Annotated in this window: 21 protein-coding genes; 6 read left to right on the plus strand and 15 right to left on the minus strand. The window is 39.0% G+C overall.

Going from position 1 to position 16169, the window contains the following annotated elements; all coding sequences use genetic code 11:
• Positions 1-77: 77 nt before the first annotated feature.
• Positions 78-695 carry a helix-hairpin-helix domain-containing protein gene (locus tag BK575_RS22610; RefSeq protein ID WP_235867432.1) on the minus strand — a complete coding sequence of 206 codons (618 nt, stop codon included), beginning with the start codon at positions 693-695 and terminating at the stop codon, positions 78-80.
• Positions 696-913: 218 nt separating this feature from the next.
• Between BK575_RS22610 and comER the strand changes: the two genes are divergently transcribed.
• On the plus strand, positions 914-1735 hold the full coding sequence (gene comER, locus BK575_RS22615) for a late competence protein ComER (RefSeq protein WP_078413837.1): 822 nt from the start codon (positions 914-916) through the stop codon (positions 1733-1735).
• Between the two features lie 152 nt (positions 1736-1887).
• On the opposite strand, the gene BK575_RS22620 is transcribed toward comER, so the two are convergent.
• From BK575_RS22620 to BK575_RS22655, 8 genes are all read right to left on the minus strand, one after another.
• Positions 1888-2631, minus strand: coding sequence for a class I SAM-dependent DNA methyltransferase (locus BK575_RS22620; protein ID WP_078413838.1), 744 nt, complete (start codon positions 2629-2631; stop codon positions 1888-1890).
• On the minus strand, positions 2628-2984 hold the full coding sequence (gene rsfS / locus BK575_RS22625; RefSeq protein ID WP_078413839.1) for a ribosome silencing factor: 357 nt from the start codon (positions 2982-2984) through the stop codon (positions 2628-2630). Before rsfS ends, BK575_RS22620 begins: the two co-directional genes overlap by 4 nt.
• Complete coding sequence (gene yqeK, locus BK575_RS22630; RefSeq protein ID WP_078413840.1) at positions 2985-3548, minus strand: bis(5'-nucleosyl)-tetraphosphatase (symmetrical) YqeK; 564 nt, start codon at positions 3546-3548, stop codon at positions 2985-2987.
• Positions 3538-4107 (minus strand): nicotinate-nucleotide adenylyltransferase, encoded by a 570-nt coding sequence (locus BK575_RS22635; protein ID WP_078414923.1) that lies wholly within the window; start codon positions 4105-4107, stop codon positions 3538-3540. Before BK575_RS22635 ends, yqeK begins: the two co-directional genes overlap by 11 nt.
• A 159-nt stretch (positions 4108-4266) precedes the next feature.
• Positions 4267-4560 carry a ribosome assembly RNA-binding protein YhbY gene (yhbY, locus tag BK575_RS22640; RefSeq protein ID WP_078413841.1) on the minus strand — a complete coding sequence of 98 codons (294 nt, stop codon included), beginning with the start codon at positions 4558-4560 and terminating at the stop codon, positions 4267-4269.
• Between the two features lie 14 nt (positions 4561-4574).
• A complete protein-coding gene (aroE, locus tag BK575_RS22645) occupies positions 4575-5429 on the minus strand; it encodes a shikimate dehydrogenase (protein WP_078413842.1) in 855 nt (284 codons plus the stop codon).
• Between the two features lie 66 nt (positions 5430-5495).
• A complete protein-coding gene (gene yqeH / locus BK575_RS22650) occupies positions 5496-6602 on the minus strand; it encodes a ribosome biogenesis GTPase YqeH (RefSeq protein WP_078413843.1) in 1107 nt (368 codons plus the stop codon).
• A gap of 4 nt (positions 6603-6606) precedes the next feature.
• On the minus strand, positions 6607-7122 hold the full coding sequence (locus BK575_RS22655; protein WP_078413844.1) for a YqeG family HAD IIIA-type phosphatase: 516 nt from the start codon (positions 7120-7122) through the stop codon (positions 6607-6609).
• Positions 7123-7576: 454 nt separating this feature from the next.
• On the opposite strand from BK575_RS22655, the gene sda reads away from it, so the two are divergent.
• The gene (gene sda, locus BK575_RS22660; protein WP_078414924.1) at positions 7577-7717 is read left to right on the plus strand and encodes a sporulation histidine kinase inhibitor Sda; all 141 of its coding nucleotides are present in this window, start codon (positions 7577-7579) and stop codon (positions 7715-7717) included.
• Positions 7718-7730: 13 nt separating this feature from the next.
• On the opposite strand, the gene BK575_RS22665 is transcribed toward sda, so the two are convergent.
• Positions 7731-8510 (minus strand): phosphatidylserine decarboxylase, encoded by a 780-nt coding sequence (locus BK575_RS22665; RefSeq protein ID WP_078413845.1) that lies wholly within the window; start codon positions 8508-8510, stop codon positions 7731-7733.
• A gap of 112 nt (positions 8511-8622) precedes the next feature.
• Here BK575_RS22665 and pssA point away from each other — a divergent pair, with 112 nt between their 5' ends.
• Positions 8623-9162: a CDP-diacylglycerol--serine O-phosphatidyltransferase gene (gene pssA / locus BK575_RS22670; protein WP_078413846.1), complete on the plus strand. Its 540-nt coding sequence runs from the start codon at positions 8623-8625 to the stop codon at positions 9160-9162.
• A 33-nt stretch (positions 9163-9195) separates the two neighbouring features.
• On the opposite strand, the gene BK575_RS28790 is transcribed toward pssA, so the two are convergent.
• On the minus strand, positions 9196-9345 hold the full coding sequence (locus BK575_RS28790) for a hypothetical protein (RefSeq protein WP_169907951.1): 150 nt from the start codon (positions 9343-9345) through the stop codon (positions 9196-9198).
• A 733-nt stretch (positions 9346-10078) separates the two neighbouring features.
• On the opposite strand from BK575_RS28790, the gene motA reads away from it, so the two are divergent.
• From motA to sigK, 3 genes are all read left to right on the plus strand, one after another.
• Positions 10079-10885 carry a flagellar motor stator protein MotA gene (gene motA, locus BK575_RS22675; RefSeq protein ID WP_078413847.1) on the plus strand — a complete coding sequence of 269 codons (807 nt, stop codon included), beginning with the start codon at positions 10079-10081 and terminating at the stop codon, positions 10883-10885.
• Positions 10863-11615 (plus strand): flagellar motor protein MotB, encoded by a 753-nt coding sequence (gene motB, locus BK575_RS22680; RefSeq protein WP_078413848.1) that lies wholly within the window; start codon positions 10863-10865, stop codon positions 11613-11615. The genes motA and motB overlap by 23 nt, the downstream gene beginning before the upstream one ends.
• A 156-nt stretch (positions 11616-11771) precedes the next feature.
• On the plus strand, positions 11772-12485 hold the full coding sequence (gene sigK / locus BK575_RS22685; protein ID WP_078413849.1) for an RNA polymerase sporulation sigma factor SigK: 714 nt from the start codon (positions 11772-11774) through the stop codon (positions 12483-12485).
• Between the two features lie 324 nt (positions 12486-12809).
• On the opposite strand, the gene BK575_RS22690 is transcribed toward sigK, so the two are convergent.
• The 4 genes from BK575_RS22690 to BK575_RS22705 all read right to left on the minus strand — a co-directional run bounded on the left by BK575_RS22690 (position 12810) and on the right by BK575_RS22705 (position 15985).
• On the minus strand, positions 12810-12950 hold the full coding sequence (locus BK575_RS22690) for a YrzI family small protein (RefSeq protein ID WP_078413850.1): 141 nt from the start codon (positions 12948-12950) through the stop codon (positions 12810-12812).
• 603 nt (positions 12951-13553) lie between these two features.
• Entirely contained in the window at positions 13554-13793 is a 240-nt protein-coding gene (locus BK575_RS22695; protein ID WP_235867433.1) for a YrhC family protein, read from the minus strand.
• A 133-nt stretch (positions 13794-13926) separates the two neighbouring features.
• Positions 13927-15060 carry a bifunctional cystathionine gamma-lyase/homocysteine desulfhydrase gene (locus BK575_RS22700; protein ID WP_078413851.1) on the minus strand — a complete coding sequence of 378 codons (1134 nt, stop codon included), beginning with the start codon at positions 15058-15060 and terminating at the stop codon, positions 13927-13929.
• Position 15061: 1 nt separating this feature from the next.
• Positions 15062-15985, minus strand: coding sequence for a PLP-dependent cysteine synthase family protein (locus BK575_RS22705; RefSeq protein WP_078413852.1), 924 nt, complete (start codon positions 15983-15985; stop codon positions 15062-15064).
• Between the last annotated feature and the right edge of the window lie 184 nt (positions 15986-16169).

Genomic DNA, 16169 nt, shown 5'->3' on the forward strand with positions numbered 1-16169 from the left:
TGAAAAGTCGCCTCCGCTTTTCTTTAGTGTAACGGCATTCATCAAATATCGTCAATATTCTTATTTTTCGTTTTGCATTATTGAATAGTGACTTGTTCCTGAATCTTTTCAAACGATTTCTCTCCGATACCGGATACATTCATCAAATCTTCCGTTTTTTCAAATCCCCCTTGCTCTTCCCGATAAGTGATAATGGCTTCGGCTTTAGCCGGACCAATCCCCGGCAAAGACTGTAATTCTTCACTTGAGGCAGAATTAATGTTTACTAAATCAGCGGATTCTTCTTGTTGTAGAGGAAAAGTGGCGGAAGATAGAATCTCTCCTTCTTTTGGAACATAAATGACCATTTCATCCTTTAGCTTTCCTGCTAAGTTTACTTGATTTTGGTCTGCATTTTCACGGAACCCTCCAGCTGATGCGATTGCATCTGTAACACGATCACCTTGTCTCATTTCATATACGCCTGGTTGCTGCACCTCTCCTTTTACATCGACTATAACTTCATTCTTTGCTTCCGTTTTTATCGACAGCTGTTCATCAGAAGGTTCTTTCTCCCCTTTTTGAAATTCTTGTTCCCATTCATTTATAGACACAGCGCTTTCAACGGATGAAGAACGGTTCATAGACAGCCATAACAGAAAAACAATCAGAAATGTGATTCCAATGAAAATAATCGTTCTTTTGGATATTGCCACTATACATCCTCCTTTGGGGCAACTCGTATTCATAAAGTTACAACTGATTTCATATCGTGTAGGAGAGCAGTTTTTATCCCGCATGAACTGTCCGAACCCCCCTCTTCTGTAAATAGAAGTAAACGGACAGTAAAATACCCGGTTGGTTCAGTTTACTTTCAGTTAGGAATGACCTTCTGCTGAAAGAAGTTTCACTTTATATAGGAGGGGATGAAACAGTGAACATAGGGTTTATTGGAACAGGAAATATGGGGAAAATATTGATTGAGGCATTGCTTGAATCGAAAAAGATTCAGCCTGAAAACATAACGATTACAAATCGTACTATTAAAAAAGCCGATGCTATCCAAGCCCAGCATCCCTCAATAAAAGTGGTGAAAACAGCGAAAGAAGTGGTTCAACACTCAGACGTTATTTTTCTCTGTGTAAAACCATTGGATATTCACCCCCTTTTAATACAACTGAAACATGACTTACAGCCTGATCAATGTATTGTATCCATTACAAGTCCTATTTCTGTTGAGCAGCTTGAGAGTATCTCTGATTGTCAAGTTGCTCGTATCATACCGAGCATCACAAACAGGGCATTGGCGGGTGTTTCGCTCTTTACTTATGGGAAAAGTTGCAGTAAAAAGTACCAGCAAGCCTTATATGAGTTATTCTCGGCTATATCTCATCCTGTCATAATCGATCATTCTATTACAAGGATTGCATCTGACATCGTCAGTTGCGGACCGGCATTCTTTAGCTTTCTCCTGCAAAAATTTGTTGCCGCTGCAGTAAAGGAAACAAACATTTCAAAAGAAACAGCAACAGAACTTGCTGGTCAAATGATTATGGGGATGGGAAAATTGCTGGAAAAAGAGATTTTTACATTACCGACTTTACAAGAAAAGGTATCCGTAAAAGGCGGCGTTACGGGGGAAGGAATTAAAGTGTTGGAAGCGGAGATTGGTCCTTTATTTGAACATATGTTTCAGCAAACACATGCAAAGTATCATGAGGACATTGAACAGATTCATCGCCAATTCAATGCATAGTCCTCACCATATATTATTTTGACAGAAATCGATGGTTATCCTTCAAACTTAAACTATTTTTAATTTTTAAGCTGTCTCCTAAATCTCAAATCAATCATAAAAACATGATGATGGTTCCAAAGGGATGCTTTTTTCCCTTTGGAACCATCATCTTATTTTTTTATAGCTGAAAAGAAGAGACGTTCACTGGTATTTGTTGGTGGATGATCTGAAAAATCGGCTGTTATTTGTATATCATCAAAACCCGCTTCACAAAGCCACTCCACATACACTCCAGCAGAGAATGTACGCTGCTGATGAGATTCCTCAAAGCGCTCATAACGCCCCGTTTCATCTCGAACAAAAAACGTCAATTCATGCTCAACAGAATGCTCCTGTTCCCCTTTGAAGCAATCCCAAATATACGAGACATCATCTCCTGCATAAGCAAACGTTTCTTCAGCAAATACCTTATCCATTTTATACGGAGAGTGAACGTCAAATAAAAATAACCCGCCTTGTTTCAGATGGTTCGAAACTGCCGAAAAAGTTTGCTGTACTTCCTCAGCAGACTGTAAATAATTTAACGAATCACAAAAAATGCCTACACAATCAAAGAACTCCCCTAATTCAAGTTCTGTCATGTTTTGCTGGAATAAAGGAATAGAAAAGCCTTCTTTCTGTGCCTTTTCTTGGGCAATCATCAACATGTCATCGGATAAATCGATTCCTGTTACATCATAACCTTGGTTGGCCAAACGAATGGTCACTTGCCCTGTTCCGCAAGCTACATCGAGTATTTTAGGCTGATGGATCCCTGTTCGGGAAAGCTCCTTTTGAATGTATTTCACCCATTGATCATATGGAACATCTTGCATCAATCGGTCATATACATAGGCAAACCGTCCGTAGTTCATGAATTTAACACTTCTTGAATATCAACTTCCGGTGCATCTCCCCATAATCGTTCCAGATTATAGTAAGAACGCTCATCTTTATGGAATACATGTGCAATAACGTCTCCCAGGTCAACGAGTACCCAGCGTGCTTCATCAAATCCTTCCAATCGTTTCACATGGATATCGTTCTCATTGGCACGCTCTTTAATTTCACGAGCGATCGCTTGAACTTGTTTGTCCGAATTCCCATGGCAAATTAAAAAATAATCGGCAATTAACGAGATTCCTTTCATATTTAAAACAATCATATCATCTGCTCTTTTGTCATCTGCCGCTTGAACCACCATTGATAATAAATCACGCTCTTGCATTTATTTACCTCCTGTAACTAAGCTGTTATATGTAAAAATCGTGTCTGGATAAATCATTTGATTTTTCTTCAATAAAAACATAATGGTATTCCTTAAAGATTGTATTAAAGCTTTGTCCAAATCCTGCCGGGCCAACTCTCTTACTTCTTTTGCCCCTGGAAAAACCCTGCCCGGTTCAATATAGTCTGCTACATATACAATTTTCTCTAGCAGCGTCATATTTGGGCGCCCTGATGTATGATAACGAATGGCATCCAATACATCACGTTCTGTTATTCCTGCTTCTTTTTCAACCAGATAGGCTCCCACCGGTGCATGCCATAATTCCATATTATGAACCAGCAAATCTTTAGGCATGTTTTGCTCAAGAATAATTTGTTTCATCTCTTCCTTTGAACGAAACTTAGCATAATCATGAAAAATAGCGGCCAGCTCCGCCTTTTTCACATCCCCTCCGTAACGCTCTGCCAGCTCGATGGAGGTTTCCATCACACCAATTGTATGAATGTACCGATGTTCCGTCAGCTGTTCCTTTACAAGCGCTAACGCTCTCTCACGATCCATATAAATGATTCTCCTCTATATAGATTTTCACTTCATCAGGGACTAAATAGCGAATGGTCTTCCCATTTTTTATTTTTTCCCGAATAAGTGACGAAGATAAATCGACCATTGGGGCCTCTATCTGTAAAATAGGATAAGGAGATTGGCTATTATAACCGGGACGGTTTACTCCCACAAAAGTAACCAAATGCAACAGCTCTTCAATTCGATGCCACTCGGCTAAGCTCTCAATCATGTCTCCTCCGATAATAAAATGAAAAACCGCATCCGGATATTGTTCACGTAAAATCATCATCGTTTCATATGTATAAGATGTGCCGCCTCTTTCAAACTCAATAGCTTGAACGCGAAAGGCCGAATTCCCTTCTACAGCCTTTTCCATCATTTTTAAACGATGAAGCGGCTCTGTTGATTCATCGTTCTCTTTATGAGGAGGCACATATGCAGGCATAAACCAAACTTCATCCAGCAATAAGGCATCCTTCACTTCGTTTGCCATAATTAAATGCCCCATATGAGGCGGATTAAACGTGCCGCCTAAAATACCGATTTTTTTCAACAATCTCCGTCTCCTTTTAGAGGTTGTTCAAAAAGCCTGAGAAAAATGACGGTCACATTTACTTGTATAAGAAGTACTGATCCGACTTTCGCCGCAGGATGCGCGTTTTTTAGTCGGAATTCGTCACTCTCCTCTTTTTTGAACAAGCATTTTTACTGATTAGTTAGGAAGAACGATTTGTTTATTTTCCTTTGACTCTTTATAGAGAACAATCGTATTTCCGATTACCTGTACAAGCTCGGCTTTCGTTCCTGAGCTTAACTCTTCTGCCACTGTATAGCGGTCTTCTTCACAGTTTTGCAGTACGCTGACTTTAATTAATTCGCGTGCTTCCAGCACATCAGCAATTTGCTTTACCATGTTTTCATTGACGCCGCCTTTTCCCACTTGGAAGATGGGCGTTAAATGATGTGCCTTTGAGCGTAAAAAACGTTTTTGTTTACCTGTTAACATTATGTTCCTCCATCTTACTCTTCTTTTTTATGTTCCAGCTTCTTTAATATGATTTCCTCCATGGCTTCTATATATGGACGTTGATTGGTCCATTTTTCAAAAGCCAGTGCACCTTGCATAACAAACATCCCGATTCCATTATGAATCATCGCCCCTCTGCTTTTTGCTTCCTTTAATAGCTTCGTCTCAAGGGGGTTATAAATGATATCACTAACGAGAGCCCCTTTTTTCAAGTAATCAAGTCGCAAAGGAGACGCATCTGTAGATGGGTGCATCCCGACAGAGGTTGTATTAATAATGATATCGTATTTTGCCAGTGACGCTTCTGCTTCTTCAATAGAAAGAGAAGCTGATCCAATCTCCGCAGGATTATCCGCTATTAATTCTTCTGCTTTTGCTGGTGTTCGATTACAAAGATCAATTTGCTTAGGCGGCTGTTTATATGTAGCAAGAGTAAAATAAATAGCTCTTGCCGCTCCACCCGCACCAATGATTAATACTGTGCACTCCGTCAAATCTCTTTTATTAAGTGTGCTGAGTAAGGACGTCACATATCCTTCTCCATCTGTATTATACCCAATAAAACGTCCTTTTTCATTGACTACAGTATTAACTGCCCCAATCTCTTTCGCTAAAGGATCAATTTCGTCCAAATGTTCCATGATTTTCACTTTATAAGGAATGGTAACATTAAATCCCGCAATATCTAAAGCCTTCAATCCTTCTATCGCTGTTTGAAACTTGTCAGGCACAATTTCAAATGCATGATAATATCCTTCCAAATTCAAACGCTCGAAAGCATCGTTATGCATAATAGGTGACATAGAATGCCCAACCGGATAACCAATAACTCCATACAGCTTTTGCATCAGCTGCTCCCCCTTTTACTGAAATATCCACATTTTTCACTTTCGTATATAGTTAAGAAAAGCTCTTTAAATAAGAGAGGCTCTAATGAATACTCCTACCCCTTTTGGTGCATAAGCCACTACCTTTGCCCCCGGATCGTTCACTGTTACCCAGCCTAATCCCGAGAAAACGATGTCTGTTTTTCCTTGCTTAATCATAAATTCATGTGCTACAAGCTCAGGAAATTCATCCATTTGCTCTTGTCTCGGAGGCTGTAATAGCTCGCCTGCATGATTTCGATATAGTTCATCCGCTTTTTCCATTTTAGTACGATGAATCATTAAATCATTGGAAATATAGCAAGTCAGCGCTCTTCTTCCTCCACTAACATAATCTAAACGCGCCAATCCGCCAAAGAATAAAGTTTGCTCTTCATTCAATTGATATACTTTTGGCTTAATTTCTTTTTTAGGAGAGATAATCTTTAAATCACGTTTGTCAACAAAATGAGCCATTTGATGATGATTGATAATCCCCGGTGTATCATATAAAGCGGCATCATCATCAAGAGGGATACCGATTAAATCAAGGGTTGTTCCAGGGTATTGGGAAGTCGTTACAACATCCTTTTCTCCGCTGAACTCTTTAATCAAAGTATTGATGAACGTAGATTTCCCTACATTTGTACATCCTACGATGTAGACGTCTTTGCCAAAACGATAAGCCTCAATAGCCGCTGCAAGTTCTTTTATTCCTTGTCCTTTAGCGGCGCTGATTAAGTGGACATCGACAGGCTTAAGACCAAGTTCTTTTGCCTCTTTTTTCATCCAATTAATTAATTTGTTCTGCTTTACCGACTTTGGAAGCAAGTCCACTTTATTTCCAACTAAAAGGACATTGTTACTTCCCACAAAACGGTGTAAGCCAGGAAGCCAGCTGCCATTAAAATCAAAAATATCGACAATTTTCACAACAAGAGCATCCGATTTTCCAATCCCATTTAATATTTTCAGGAAATCATCATCGGTTAAAGAAACATCTTGAATCTCATTATAATGTTTTAAGCGGAAGCAACGCTGACAAATAATAACTTCTTTTTCTAATGCCGATTGGGGAGTGTACCCAATCTCGTTTGGTTTTTCGGTTTGAAGAGCGACTCCACACCCTACACATTGAAGTACTTGTTCACTCACGAATTTATTCCTCCCAATTAATCATGCCTTTTCGTTTCATCCACGTTAAAATTCTACGTTCCATTTTTCGATTGAACCTTGTAATAAAACCGTCTGTTTGGGCAACAGGTACCACCAGAATGGTGTAAAGTCCTAAACGATTTCCTCCAAGGACATCTGTTAAAAGCTGATCTCCAATCACAACGATTTCATCGTTTTGTACATCCATTAAGCGCAGCGCCTTATGAAATGCTTTTCCCATCGGCTTTCTTGCTTGAAAAATAAAAGGAATGCCTAAAGGATCTGAGAACAGCTTCACTCTTTTTTCAATATTATTGGAGACGATCGTAACCTGGATACCATGATCCTTCATTTCTTTAAACCACTCTATCAGCTGGGGAGTAGCACTGGGCCGATCCCATTCAACCAAGGTATTGTCCAGATCTGTAATAATCCCTTTAACTCCTCTTTCTTTTAACATTTGCGGCGTAATATGAAAAATGCTTTTTACATGTTCATTCGGCAAAAAAAGTTTTAACACGTATGTCACACCTCTACTAACAAAATAAGGTCCATCTGAATAATAAATACACAATACACAATTATAACGTTAGTTCTTCATTTTCCAACAAAAAACTTCTAAAAACGACTTTCATTTCGTTTCTATCTCCAGAAAATGTCTGATTGACAAAAAAGGCGTAGATTTTTGCTAATTTATGCAAATGTTTCGACAAAACCTAAGGTGTTTCCAAGTTGTGGATAAGTTTATGCACATTTTCCCAATTAACTACCAACATTTAATGGTAATTATAAACAAATTACCCACAAATTATCCACTGTTAACTGTGGATAAGAGAACGGTTGTTCCATTTTTTATTTCATGGTAGATTATGGTTACCAACTATCCATCTTATGATTTTTCCGATAGAAATAGAACACCCTTTTTGAATGGTAAAAAGATATCGGAGGTGAACGCCTTTTACAAGGCGATTATTATGCAAAAATTATCAGACAAGCTCCTTATCGAATCCTATATAAAAGCGACAGAATTACAGCTAAGTCCCGAATTCATTCAATTGATAGAAAAAGAAATGGAGCGCAGATCCCTAGAGCTGAAAGTCAAATTATCATCTTAAGCGATACTTTTTCTTATTTTAAGAGACCTATGAGCTGACCGACTTGGATCACCCGCTCTTTTTCAATATTTGGATCGAGCGAAAATGTATCTTTTTCAAATAACAGTACGACTGTAGAGCCAAACGTAAAATACGCCATCTCCACACCTTTCGTGACAGTATCGCCATCATGGGTTCTTTCAATACTGTTAATAAACATCGCACCTACTTTAACCATTAACAAATGACCCTGAGGGTGCTGCACTTCTGTTAATTTCCGATAATTTTTAATCAATGGATCTCTGCCGTACTTTAACCCCCACTTATTAACGGGATAAGATTTACTTCCAAGAGTCCACGTCTTTGTGATTTTTCCGCTTAATGGGCTATGAATACGATGATAATCGCGAGGACTTAAATAAAAAATCATAAATTGTCCTCCTACGTACTTTTCAAGCAATTCATCATCGTGAACCATCTCCTGAATGGAGTACATTTTTCCTTTTACTCTAATTTCTTTTGTTGGCTCAATAAAGCCGTACTCTTCGATGACTGCATCTACCGGACTCACAACTCCTTTTGGCGTTGGATCAATGGGACGAACTCCCTCTTTCAACTGTCTTATAAACAATTGCTGCAATGTTTTATAAGTAGATAGATGATTTGTCATTTCTGATTGATTAATATTGTAAATACGAGCATATGATGATATTAGCAATGCACTTACACGAGATGTTGAAAATCTTTGCAGCAACGTGGAGAAAAAGGCATGGTTCGTTAATTCAATAAAAATTCGATATACACGTTCAAACAAGAAAGTTTCCCTCCAATTATCCAATAGCCCTTTACTATCTTTGGCTTTCCGTCTACAATAAGAATACACTTTAAAATAGGTGCATCCCATTCTCTACAAAGGAGTGAAGAGAATGTTTTTATTAGATTACTTAGATCATACAATCAAAAAAATAAAAGCACAGGCAGCAAATGCATTAACTTTATTAAATCTAAGTTTAGGGGCTTTCGCAATTCTTTTTGTGTTAAAAGATAACCTTAAGTTGAGTGTCTTATTAATTTTCTTAGCCGCACTAGCTGATCGCTTTGATGGGATGACAGCGAGAAAGCTAAATATTGAGTCAGAATTAGGAAAACAATTAGATTCTATGTGTGATATTATATCGTTTGGTATTGCTCCCGCCTTACTGCTCTATCAGGGCATACTGTTCGAATATGGAGCACCTGGAGCATTGTTTACCATTTTGTACATCGCTTGCGGAGCCTTAAGGCTGGCGCGATTCAATATCACAGAAAATAATGGATATTTCACAGGGCTGCCTATTACGGCCGCCGGTTGTATTCTAACTTTAAGCTATTTGGTGATTCCTTATTTTCCACAACAATTTTTTATGTTCTTAGTCATTTTGCTGGCAATTTTAATGGTTGGAACGTTTAGGCTGAAAAAAATATAAAAAGCTCATGGCTTACCATGAGCTTTTTATATTTTAACAGAAATAATTTCGATAGCAATAGAAGCCGCCAAATATTACGAGTAAAACAAACAATACGATAATAACGGCAATCCAGAAGCCGTACCCGCTGCCGCAGCCTCCCACAGGGTACGAACCACAAGGTGGATAACCATATGGATACATGAAAGTTCCCCCTTTGCGTTCTTATTCTATTCATACACTATGTAAACGAAATAAAAAAGGTATAGGCCATTGTCCAATGATAGATAGACAATTCAGGAAAGCCTTTCACAAAATTACCATCAGGCGGTAACAATGTTGACAAAAATCATTTCTTTTTCAATAAGGGATATATGCTACAGTAAAGATAGATGATTGATAGTATACGAGGTGAGAGACATATTTTCTTTCGTACTCGGCATTGTCATTTCAGCTGTTATGGTTATCATTATTGACACTGAAATCAGTACAGAATTAGCTTAGCGAGGCTAAAAAAGGAACTATACTCCATCATCTCTAACCCGCCTTCCTTATGAGGCTCATTACCAGCTCCTTCTGGTATGGGCCTTTTTTATTTTCTGAAAGATCTTATTATCTGTTCAAAGCTATAAAAAACTTCTTATGTATGCACCTCTCTCCTCTGTATTCGATAAAGTTTTAAAAAGTTATAGGGATAGGCATAAAGATTAAACAAAATATGTCGATAAAATGGTATAAGAAGTTGTTCAAAAAGTCCGGGAAAAATGACCGTCGAATTTCGGCGTCAGCTTGCTTTTCCGCTACTCACGTATTAACAGCATACGCTCCGTTGCTCAAAGCTGCGCTTCCTTGAACTTCTTGGTCCTTTTTATCCTCCTTTTTGAACACACACTATAAGCAAAATCTTTAAAAAATATGTATTTCAAGGTGATCTCGTATGGATAAAACTTCTTTATTCGGAATTATTTTAGCTCTTATTGGCGTATTTGTAGGAATGATCTTAAAAGGGGTCAGCCCCTCTGCCTTATTCAATATTCCTGCATTACTTATCATTTTTATTGGCACCGCGGGAGCGGTAACCATCGCCTTTCCTGCAAGAGATATTAAAAATGTACCGAAACTATTCGGAATTGTATTTAAAGAAGACAAAACCCCTAAAATTGAAGAACTTATTCCTCTATTCGTCGACTTAGCTACGGTGGCAAGAAGAGAAGGATTATTAGCTTTAGAAAGCAAGATAAGTGATATTGAAGATCCATTTTTAAAAAATGGCTTAAACTTGGCTGTCGATGGACAAACACAAGAGTTCATCCGTGATGTGATGACAGAAGAAACGTCCGTTATGGAAGAACGCCATCAAATTGGGGCTTCCATTTTCACTCAGGCAGGTACATATGCGCCTACTCTTGGAGTATTAGGTGCGGTTGTCGGTCTTATTGCCGCATTGTCAGACATGAGCAATATGGATGCGCTCGGACATGCCATTTCAGCTGCTTTCGTTGCAACGCTTTTCGGGATTTTCAGCGGCTATGTTCTATGGCATCCATTTGCCAACAAATTAAAAAGAAAATCTAAATATGAAGTAAAGGTTCGTTATTTGATGATTGAAGGGGTTTTATCAATTGTTGAAGGGCAGGCTCCTAACGTCATTGAGCGTAAACTGGCTTCTTTTTTACCTGTAAATGAACGCGAAAAATTCTTTAATGAAGGTGAAAAAAACAATGAAAAAAAAGCATCAGCATAACAATCACGAAGAACATGTTGACGAATCATGGCTCATTCCATATGCGGACTTGCTTACACTGCTGTTAGCTTTATTCATTGTCTTATTTTCCATGAGCAGTATTGATGCTGTAAAATTTAAACAACTTGCCAGTACATTAAACTCTTCTTTTGAAGGAGGAACAGGAGTTTTGGAGTATCCGAGTACCCTTCCCCCTGAGCAATCTCCTTCATTGAGTAAGGAGGAGGACAATAAAGAAGAGAGCAGTAATTCCGAAAAAAAATCTCTGCAAGAACTTCAGCAAAAGGTAAATGAATACATTAAAAGCCGGGATTTAACAGGACAATTGAAAACAAGTTTAACGGACGAAGGACTTCTGATTACTATTTTGGATAACGTACTATTTGATTCCGGAGTGGCCGAAGTTCGTCCTGCTAATCGTCAGCTTGCGAAAGAAATTTCTCAGCTGCTTGTCATGGAAACGCCCAAAAATGTCATTATCAGCGGCCATACAGATAATATCCCTATCCGTAACCAATATTTTGAATCCAACTGGGATTTAAGTGTCATGCGTGCAGTTAACTTCATGAAAGCCTTACTGGAAAATCAAAAATTGGATCCCGCACTTTTTAGTGCAAAAGGATACGGCGAGTATAAACCGATTGCGAGCAATTCTACGGAACAAGGCAGGCTAAAAAATCGACGCGTTGAAATTTTAATCGTGCCAAACGAAGAGATTACTGAACAATAATAGTGTGATACGCTAGAACGAGTTGAGCACATTCAAGACCTGCAAAAGCAGGTCTTTTTTTATTGTACAGACACAGTCAAGCAAGATTGGGCATATGAATAAAGTACGGGTTAGGGTTTGGATATAGATGTAGATATAGAAAGCGGAGGTGAGAAGATGTCCGCATTGATCACAGGATTGAGCTATTTGGTTAAAGAACTCATTTTCCTAGTTTCGTATGTCAAAAACAACGCTTTTCCACAGCCCCTTTCTGCCAGCGACGAAAAAAAATACTTAATTTTAATGGAACAGGGTGATCAGGAAGCGAGAAATTTGCTCATTGAGCACAATCTACGGCTAGTTGCCCACATCGTCAAAAAGTTTGAAAATACCGGTGAAGATCCAGAAGATTTAATCTCCATCGGAACCATTGGGTTAATTAAAGCCATTGAAAGCTACTCGCAAGGAAAAGGTACGAAATTGGCAACATATGCAGCAAGATGTATTGAAAATGAGATCTTAATGCATTTGCGTGCCCTGAAAAAAACTAAAAAAGATGTGTCCCTTCATGATCCGATTGGCCAAGATAAAGAAGGAAACGAAATTAGTTTGATTGACGTGCTAAAGTCTGAATCAGACGACGTGATTGATATGATTCAGCTTAATATGGAACTCGAAAAAATCAAAGAGTACATTGATATTTTGGATGAAAGGGAACGGGAGGTCATCGTAGGGCGGTTTGGATTGGATTTACAAAAAGAAAAAACACAGCGGGAGATCGCAAAAGAATTAGGAATCTCACGCAGCTATGTATCTCGCATCGAAAAAAGAGCATTAATGAAAATATTCCATGAATTTTTTCGGGCGGAAAAAGAAAAAAAGGCAAAATAAAGGAAACTTCCATCAGTGGGGGCCCTTCTCCCCCACTTAGATTCTCTCAAGCCTTCAAGCAGGAGATCTTACTGCCCATTAAAGCAGGATTGGCTGAAAAAGGACCCCTTTTCAGCCAATCCTGTTATTTTCTTTTCCCTGGCCAAATAATGATTGGAAAAAGAATGATTCTAAGCATAATCAAACTGAATCCCCCCCTAATTAACAACTACTGCATTTAGGTGGAATCTTTCTCCACCTTTAACCATGTCATCACCTTAAATCCCATTCTTCCGTTTTTCATACCCTTCACACCTTTCTTATGATTGATTGTTTTCTCGCTCATTAAAACATGCGATAAAATTCATACTTACGATTCATTATTTCTTCTTCAATTTCTTTGAGGCGTTGTTCATGCTCAATTTCCTCAGGTGTCAGCGGGCGTCGTGTAACCGTAATCGTCAAGAAAAACAAATTTAATGTCATATTCTCACCTCCTGTAACGGGGATATAAATGATTCACCACTCTGTAAATACAATTCTCTCTCCACACTAAAAAACCGCAGGGGATACCTGCGGTTCACATAAAAAGCCACAGGTATCTACTATTCTCCCCTGCGGCTGAATGTGCTTTGAATAATCAGTCGTTTACAATGTCTTCATAGGCGGTCGAATAGTAATAAAATGGTGATAGCTATAAAATTGCTTTAATACATATGCGCATGTTCTTGCCATTTCACTCGACCTCCTTCATGGAATCATTTAGATATTATAATGGTAATTATATCCATAAATAAACCGTTTGTAAACCATTTTTTAGAAAAAAGCAAACTATATAGATTGAACCCTTGAGAGCCTGTTCAAGTTAGCCGGATGACCGAGTGTGAAGATCTCTGGATGAAATAAAGATATTTCGAGTTATTAAGTGGAATGTATATAAAAGAACCGCCAGGAAAATCAAAAATGGTTGAATTTTCCATGACGGTTCTTTTTAGAAGACTAAGATTCTGAAGTAGAAAAAATGTACTTCACTGTAAACCTTTTATCCTGTATTAATAGACAGTAAATTCTACACTGCTTGGGTTTCTTTTACTGTTCTTCCTGTTGCAGATGTCGGCGAAGCTTTTTAGTTTTATAAGCAAAATAAAAAGAAAGTCCTAATAAAACAATAGTCGTTCCTGACATGGCCAGCATTTGGGAAGGGGTTTTTTCTCCATCCCCAATGACCGTACCTAAATATAAAAATGTGCTGACCGCCAACAATATATATATATAACGGGTATAATCAGAGATTTTCGTTTGAATGTCTTTCATTAATTTTTCCTTCATGTATCCTCACCCTTATTTAACATAATACTTATACTCTAACATAGGCTAGCAGACTATGAATCATGTAAATTCATCCAAAACGGCCTTGACGCAAATGCGCCAAGGCCGTTTTGGATGAATATCATTTTGTTAATTATGCTAATGCATTCGATAAGTCCTCCATTAAATCTTCCACATCTTCAAGACCTACAGAAATTCGAATAAGTCCATCAGTAATTCCCAGTTCCTCACGACGTTCTTTCGGAATGGAGGCATGAGTCATTTTGGTCGGAACGGAAATTAAGCTTTCTACCGCTCCTAGACTTTCTGCCAGCGTAAAATATTTGACCCTGTTCAACACTTGATCTGCTTTTTCCTCACTGCCTACATCAAATGAAACCATCCCTCCAAAACCGCTTGCCTGTTTTTTGGCAATATCATGATTCGGGTGATTTTCCAATCCCGGATAATATACTTTTTGCACAGCTGGATGGTTGACTAAAAACTCGACAATCGCTCGTGTATTCGCTTCATGCTCTTCCATCCGTATCCCTAATGTTTTCATTCCACGCATAAGCAGCCACGAGTCCTGAGGCCCTAAAATGCCTCCTGTCGAGTTCTGAACGAAATGTAAGTCTTCGGCCAAGTGACTTGAATTGACCACTATCAGGCCAGCGACAACATCACTGTGGCCTCCCAAATATTTAGTGGCGCTATGAACGACGATGTCCGCTCCTGATTCAATCGGATTCTGCCAGTATGGTGTACTGAATGTATTATCCACAATCGTTAGTAAGTTGTGTCTTTTGCCAATTGCTGCTGCTCCTTCAATATCCGTAATCTTTAATAACGGATTTGTCGGAGTCTCCAAGTAAATGGCTCTTGTCGTTGGACGAATTTCTTTCTCAATATTGGAAAGGTCACTCGTATCAACAAATGTAGATGCAATGCCCAACCGATTTAGCACCTTCGTCATCACACGGTACGTACCGCCGTATACATCATCCGTCAAAATAACATGGTCTCCGCTGTTAAAGAGCATCATGACTGCTGTGATAGCCGCCATACCTGAGCCGAAGGCAAACCCTGCCTGTCCGCCTTCAATATCCTTAATGAGTTCTTCCAGCGCATGACGCGTGGGATTGCCTGTACGTGAATATTCAAACCCTTTATGGCCTCCAACACCTTCTTGTTTATACGTACTTACTTGATAAATTGGTACAGACACCGCTCCTGTATGCGGATCTCCCGCAATTCCTCCATGAATTAATTTCGTTTTTCTTTTCATGTTAAATGCCTCCTTCGTATATTTTTTTACTTAAATAACGATCGCTGCTATCTGGGAAAATAGTCACAATATTTGTGCCGCCTTCCGCTTTTTCTGCCTCCAATAATGCTGCGTGAAGCGCTGCACCTGACGAGCTGCCCGCTAAAATCCCTTCTTTCCCGGCAAGTTCTTTTACTCTTTTAAAGGCATCTTTATCTAGGATGGTGTGAATGCCGTCGAAATAAGCCATATCCATATATCCAGGTAAAAATTCCATGCCAATTCCCTCTGTCTTATGAGGACCGGATTCACCTCCATTTAAAATAGAGCCTTCCGGTTCGACAATGACCGTTTTTACGCCTTGGATATTTTCCTTCAAATATTTGGACGTTCCCATAAATGTACCTCCGCTTCCCGCTCCTGCCACAAAGATATCAATTTGCCCATCAAGCTGTTCATAAAGCTCCGGTCCTAATGTTTTATAATACGTCCTCGGATTGGCCGGGTTGCCGAATTGCTGCGGCACGTACGAGTTCGGAATCTGCGCTGCAAGCTCATATGCTTTTTCAATTGCACCCTTTATTCCTTCACTTGTAGGGGTATGAACAATCTGTGCCCCCAGTGCCTTCATAATCTCTTGCTTTTCCATGCTAAACTTTTCTGGTACACAGAAAATTACGTTGACTCCATACTGAATGGCAGATAACGCCAAACCTATGCCCGTGTTTCCTGCTGTTGGTTCAATAACCGTTCCGCCCGGCACCAGGCGTCCTCCAGCTATAGCTTCACGGATTAATTCTTGTCCAAGTCTGTCCTTGACACTCCCTCCAGGGTTGAAATACTCAAGCTTTGCAAATACACGTACGCCCTTTGGCAACGAAAACTTTGTCAGCTCAACGACAGGTGTTTTTCCGATTAATTCATAGATGTTTTTGACAACCTTCACGCTTTCACCCCATCTAATTTCAAATAATCAAGTAAACAACTTGTTTTACTTGGTATTATATCTAAAAAAATTTGTCTAAAGGGCTTTGTTTTTTTGTTTTATAAAATGTCCTCTTCCAGCTCCACCAATGAACCGGAAAAGGACAAAGTTCTTTGCCTAAAACTTAAAAGGTAAAATTCTTCTT

Origin of the sequence: Priestia abyssalis (assembly GCF_002019595.1) — a bacterium.
GTDB classification, from domain to species: Bacteria; Bacillota; Bacilli; order Bacillales; family Bacillaceae_H; genus Bacillus_BA; species Bacillus_BA abyssalis.

Excerpts from the sequence above, each read along its gene's own strand:
- BK575_RS22620 (WP_078413838.1), bottom strand. The coding sequence starts at position 2,631 with ATGAACTACGGACGGTTTGCCTATGTATATGACCGATTGATGCAAGAT.
- rsfS (WP_078413839.1), bottom strand. The coding sequence starts at position 2,984 with ATGCAAGAGCGTGATTTATTATCAATGGTGGTTCAAGCGGCAGATGAC.
- yqeK (WP_078413840.1), bottom strand. The coding sequence starts at position 3,548 with ATGGATCGTGAGAGAGCGTTAGCGCTTGTAAAGGAACAGCTGACGGAA.
- yhbY (WP_078413841.1), bottom strand. The coding sequence starts at position 4,560 with ATGTTAACAGGTAAACAAAAACGTTTTTTACGCTCAAAGGCACATCAT.
- aroE (WP_078413842.1), bottom strand. The coding sequence starts at position 5,429 with ATGCAAAAGCTGTATGGAGTTATTGGTTATCCGGTTGGGCATTCTATG.
- sda (WP_078414924.1), top strand. The coding sequence starts at position 7,577 with ATGCAAAAATTATCAGACAAGCTCCTTATCGAATCCTATATAAAAGCG.
- pssA (WP_078413846.1), top strand. The coding sequence starts at position 8,623 with ATGTTTTTATTAGATTACTTAGATCATACAATCAAAAAAATAAAAGCA.
- BK575_RS28790 (WP_169907951.1), bottom strand. The coding sequence starts at position 9,345 with ATGTATCCATATGGTTATCCACCTTGTGGTTCGTACCCTGTGGGAGGC.
- motA (WP_078413847.1), top strand. The coding sequence starts at position 10,079 with ATGGATAAAACTTCTTTATTCGGAATTATTTTAGCTCTTATTGGCGTA.
- motB (WP_078413848.1), top strand. The coding sequence starts at position 10,863 with ATGAAAAAAAAGCATCAGCATAACAATCACGAAGAACATGTTGACGAA.
- sigK (WP_078413849.1), top strand. The coding sequence starts at position 11,772 with ATGTCCGCATTGATCACAGGATTGAGCTATTTGGTTAAAGAACTCATT.
- BK575_RS22690 (WP_078413850.1), bottom strand. The coding sequence starts at position 12,950 with ATGACATTAAATTTGTTTTTCTTGACGATTACGGTTACACGACGCCCG.
- BK575_RS22695 (WP_235867433.1), bottom strand. The coding sequence starts at position 13,793 with ATGAAGGAAAAATTAATGAAAGACATTCAAACGAAAATCTCTGATTAT.
- BK575_RS22700 (WP_078413851.1), bottom strand. The coding sequence starts at position 15,060 with ATGAAAAGAAAAACGAAATTAATTCATGGAGGAATTGCGGGAGATCCG.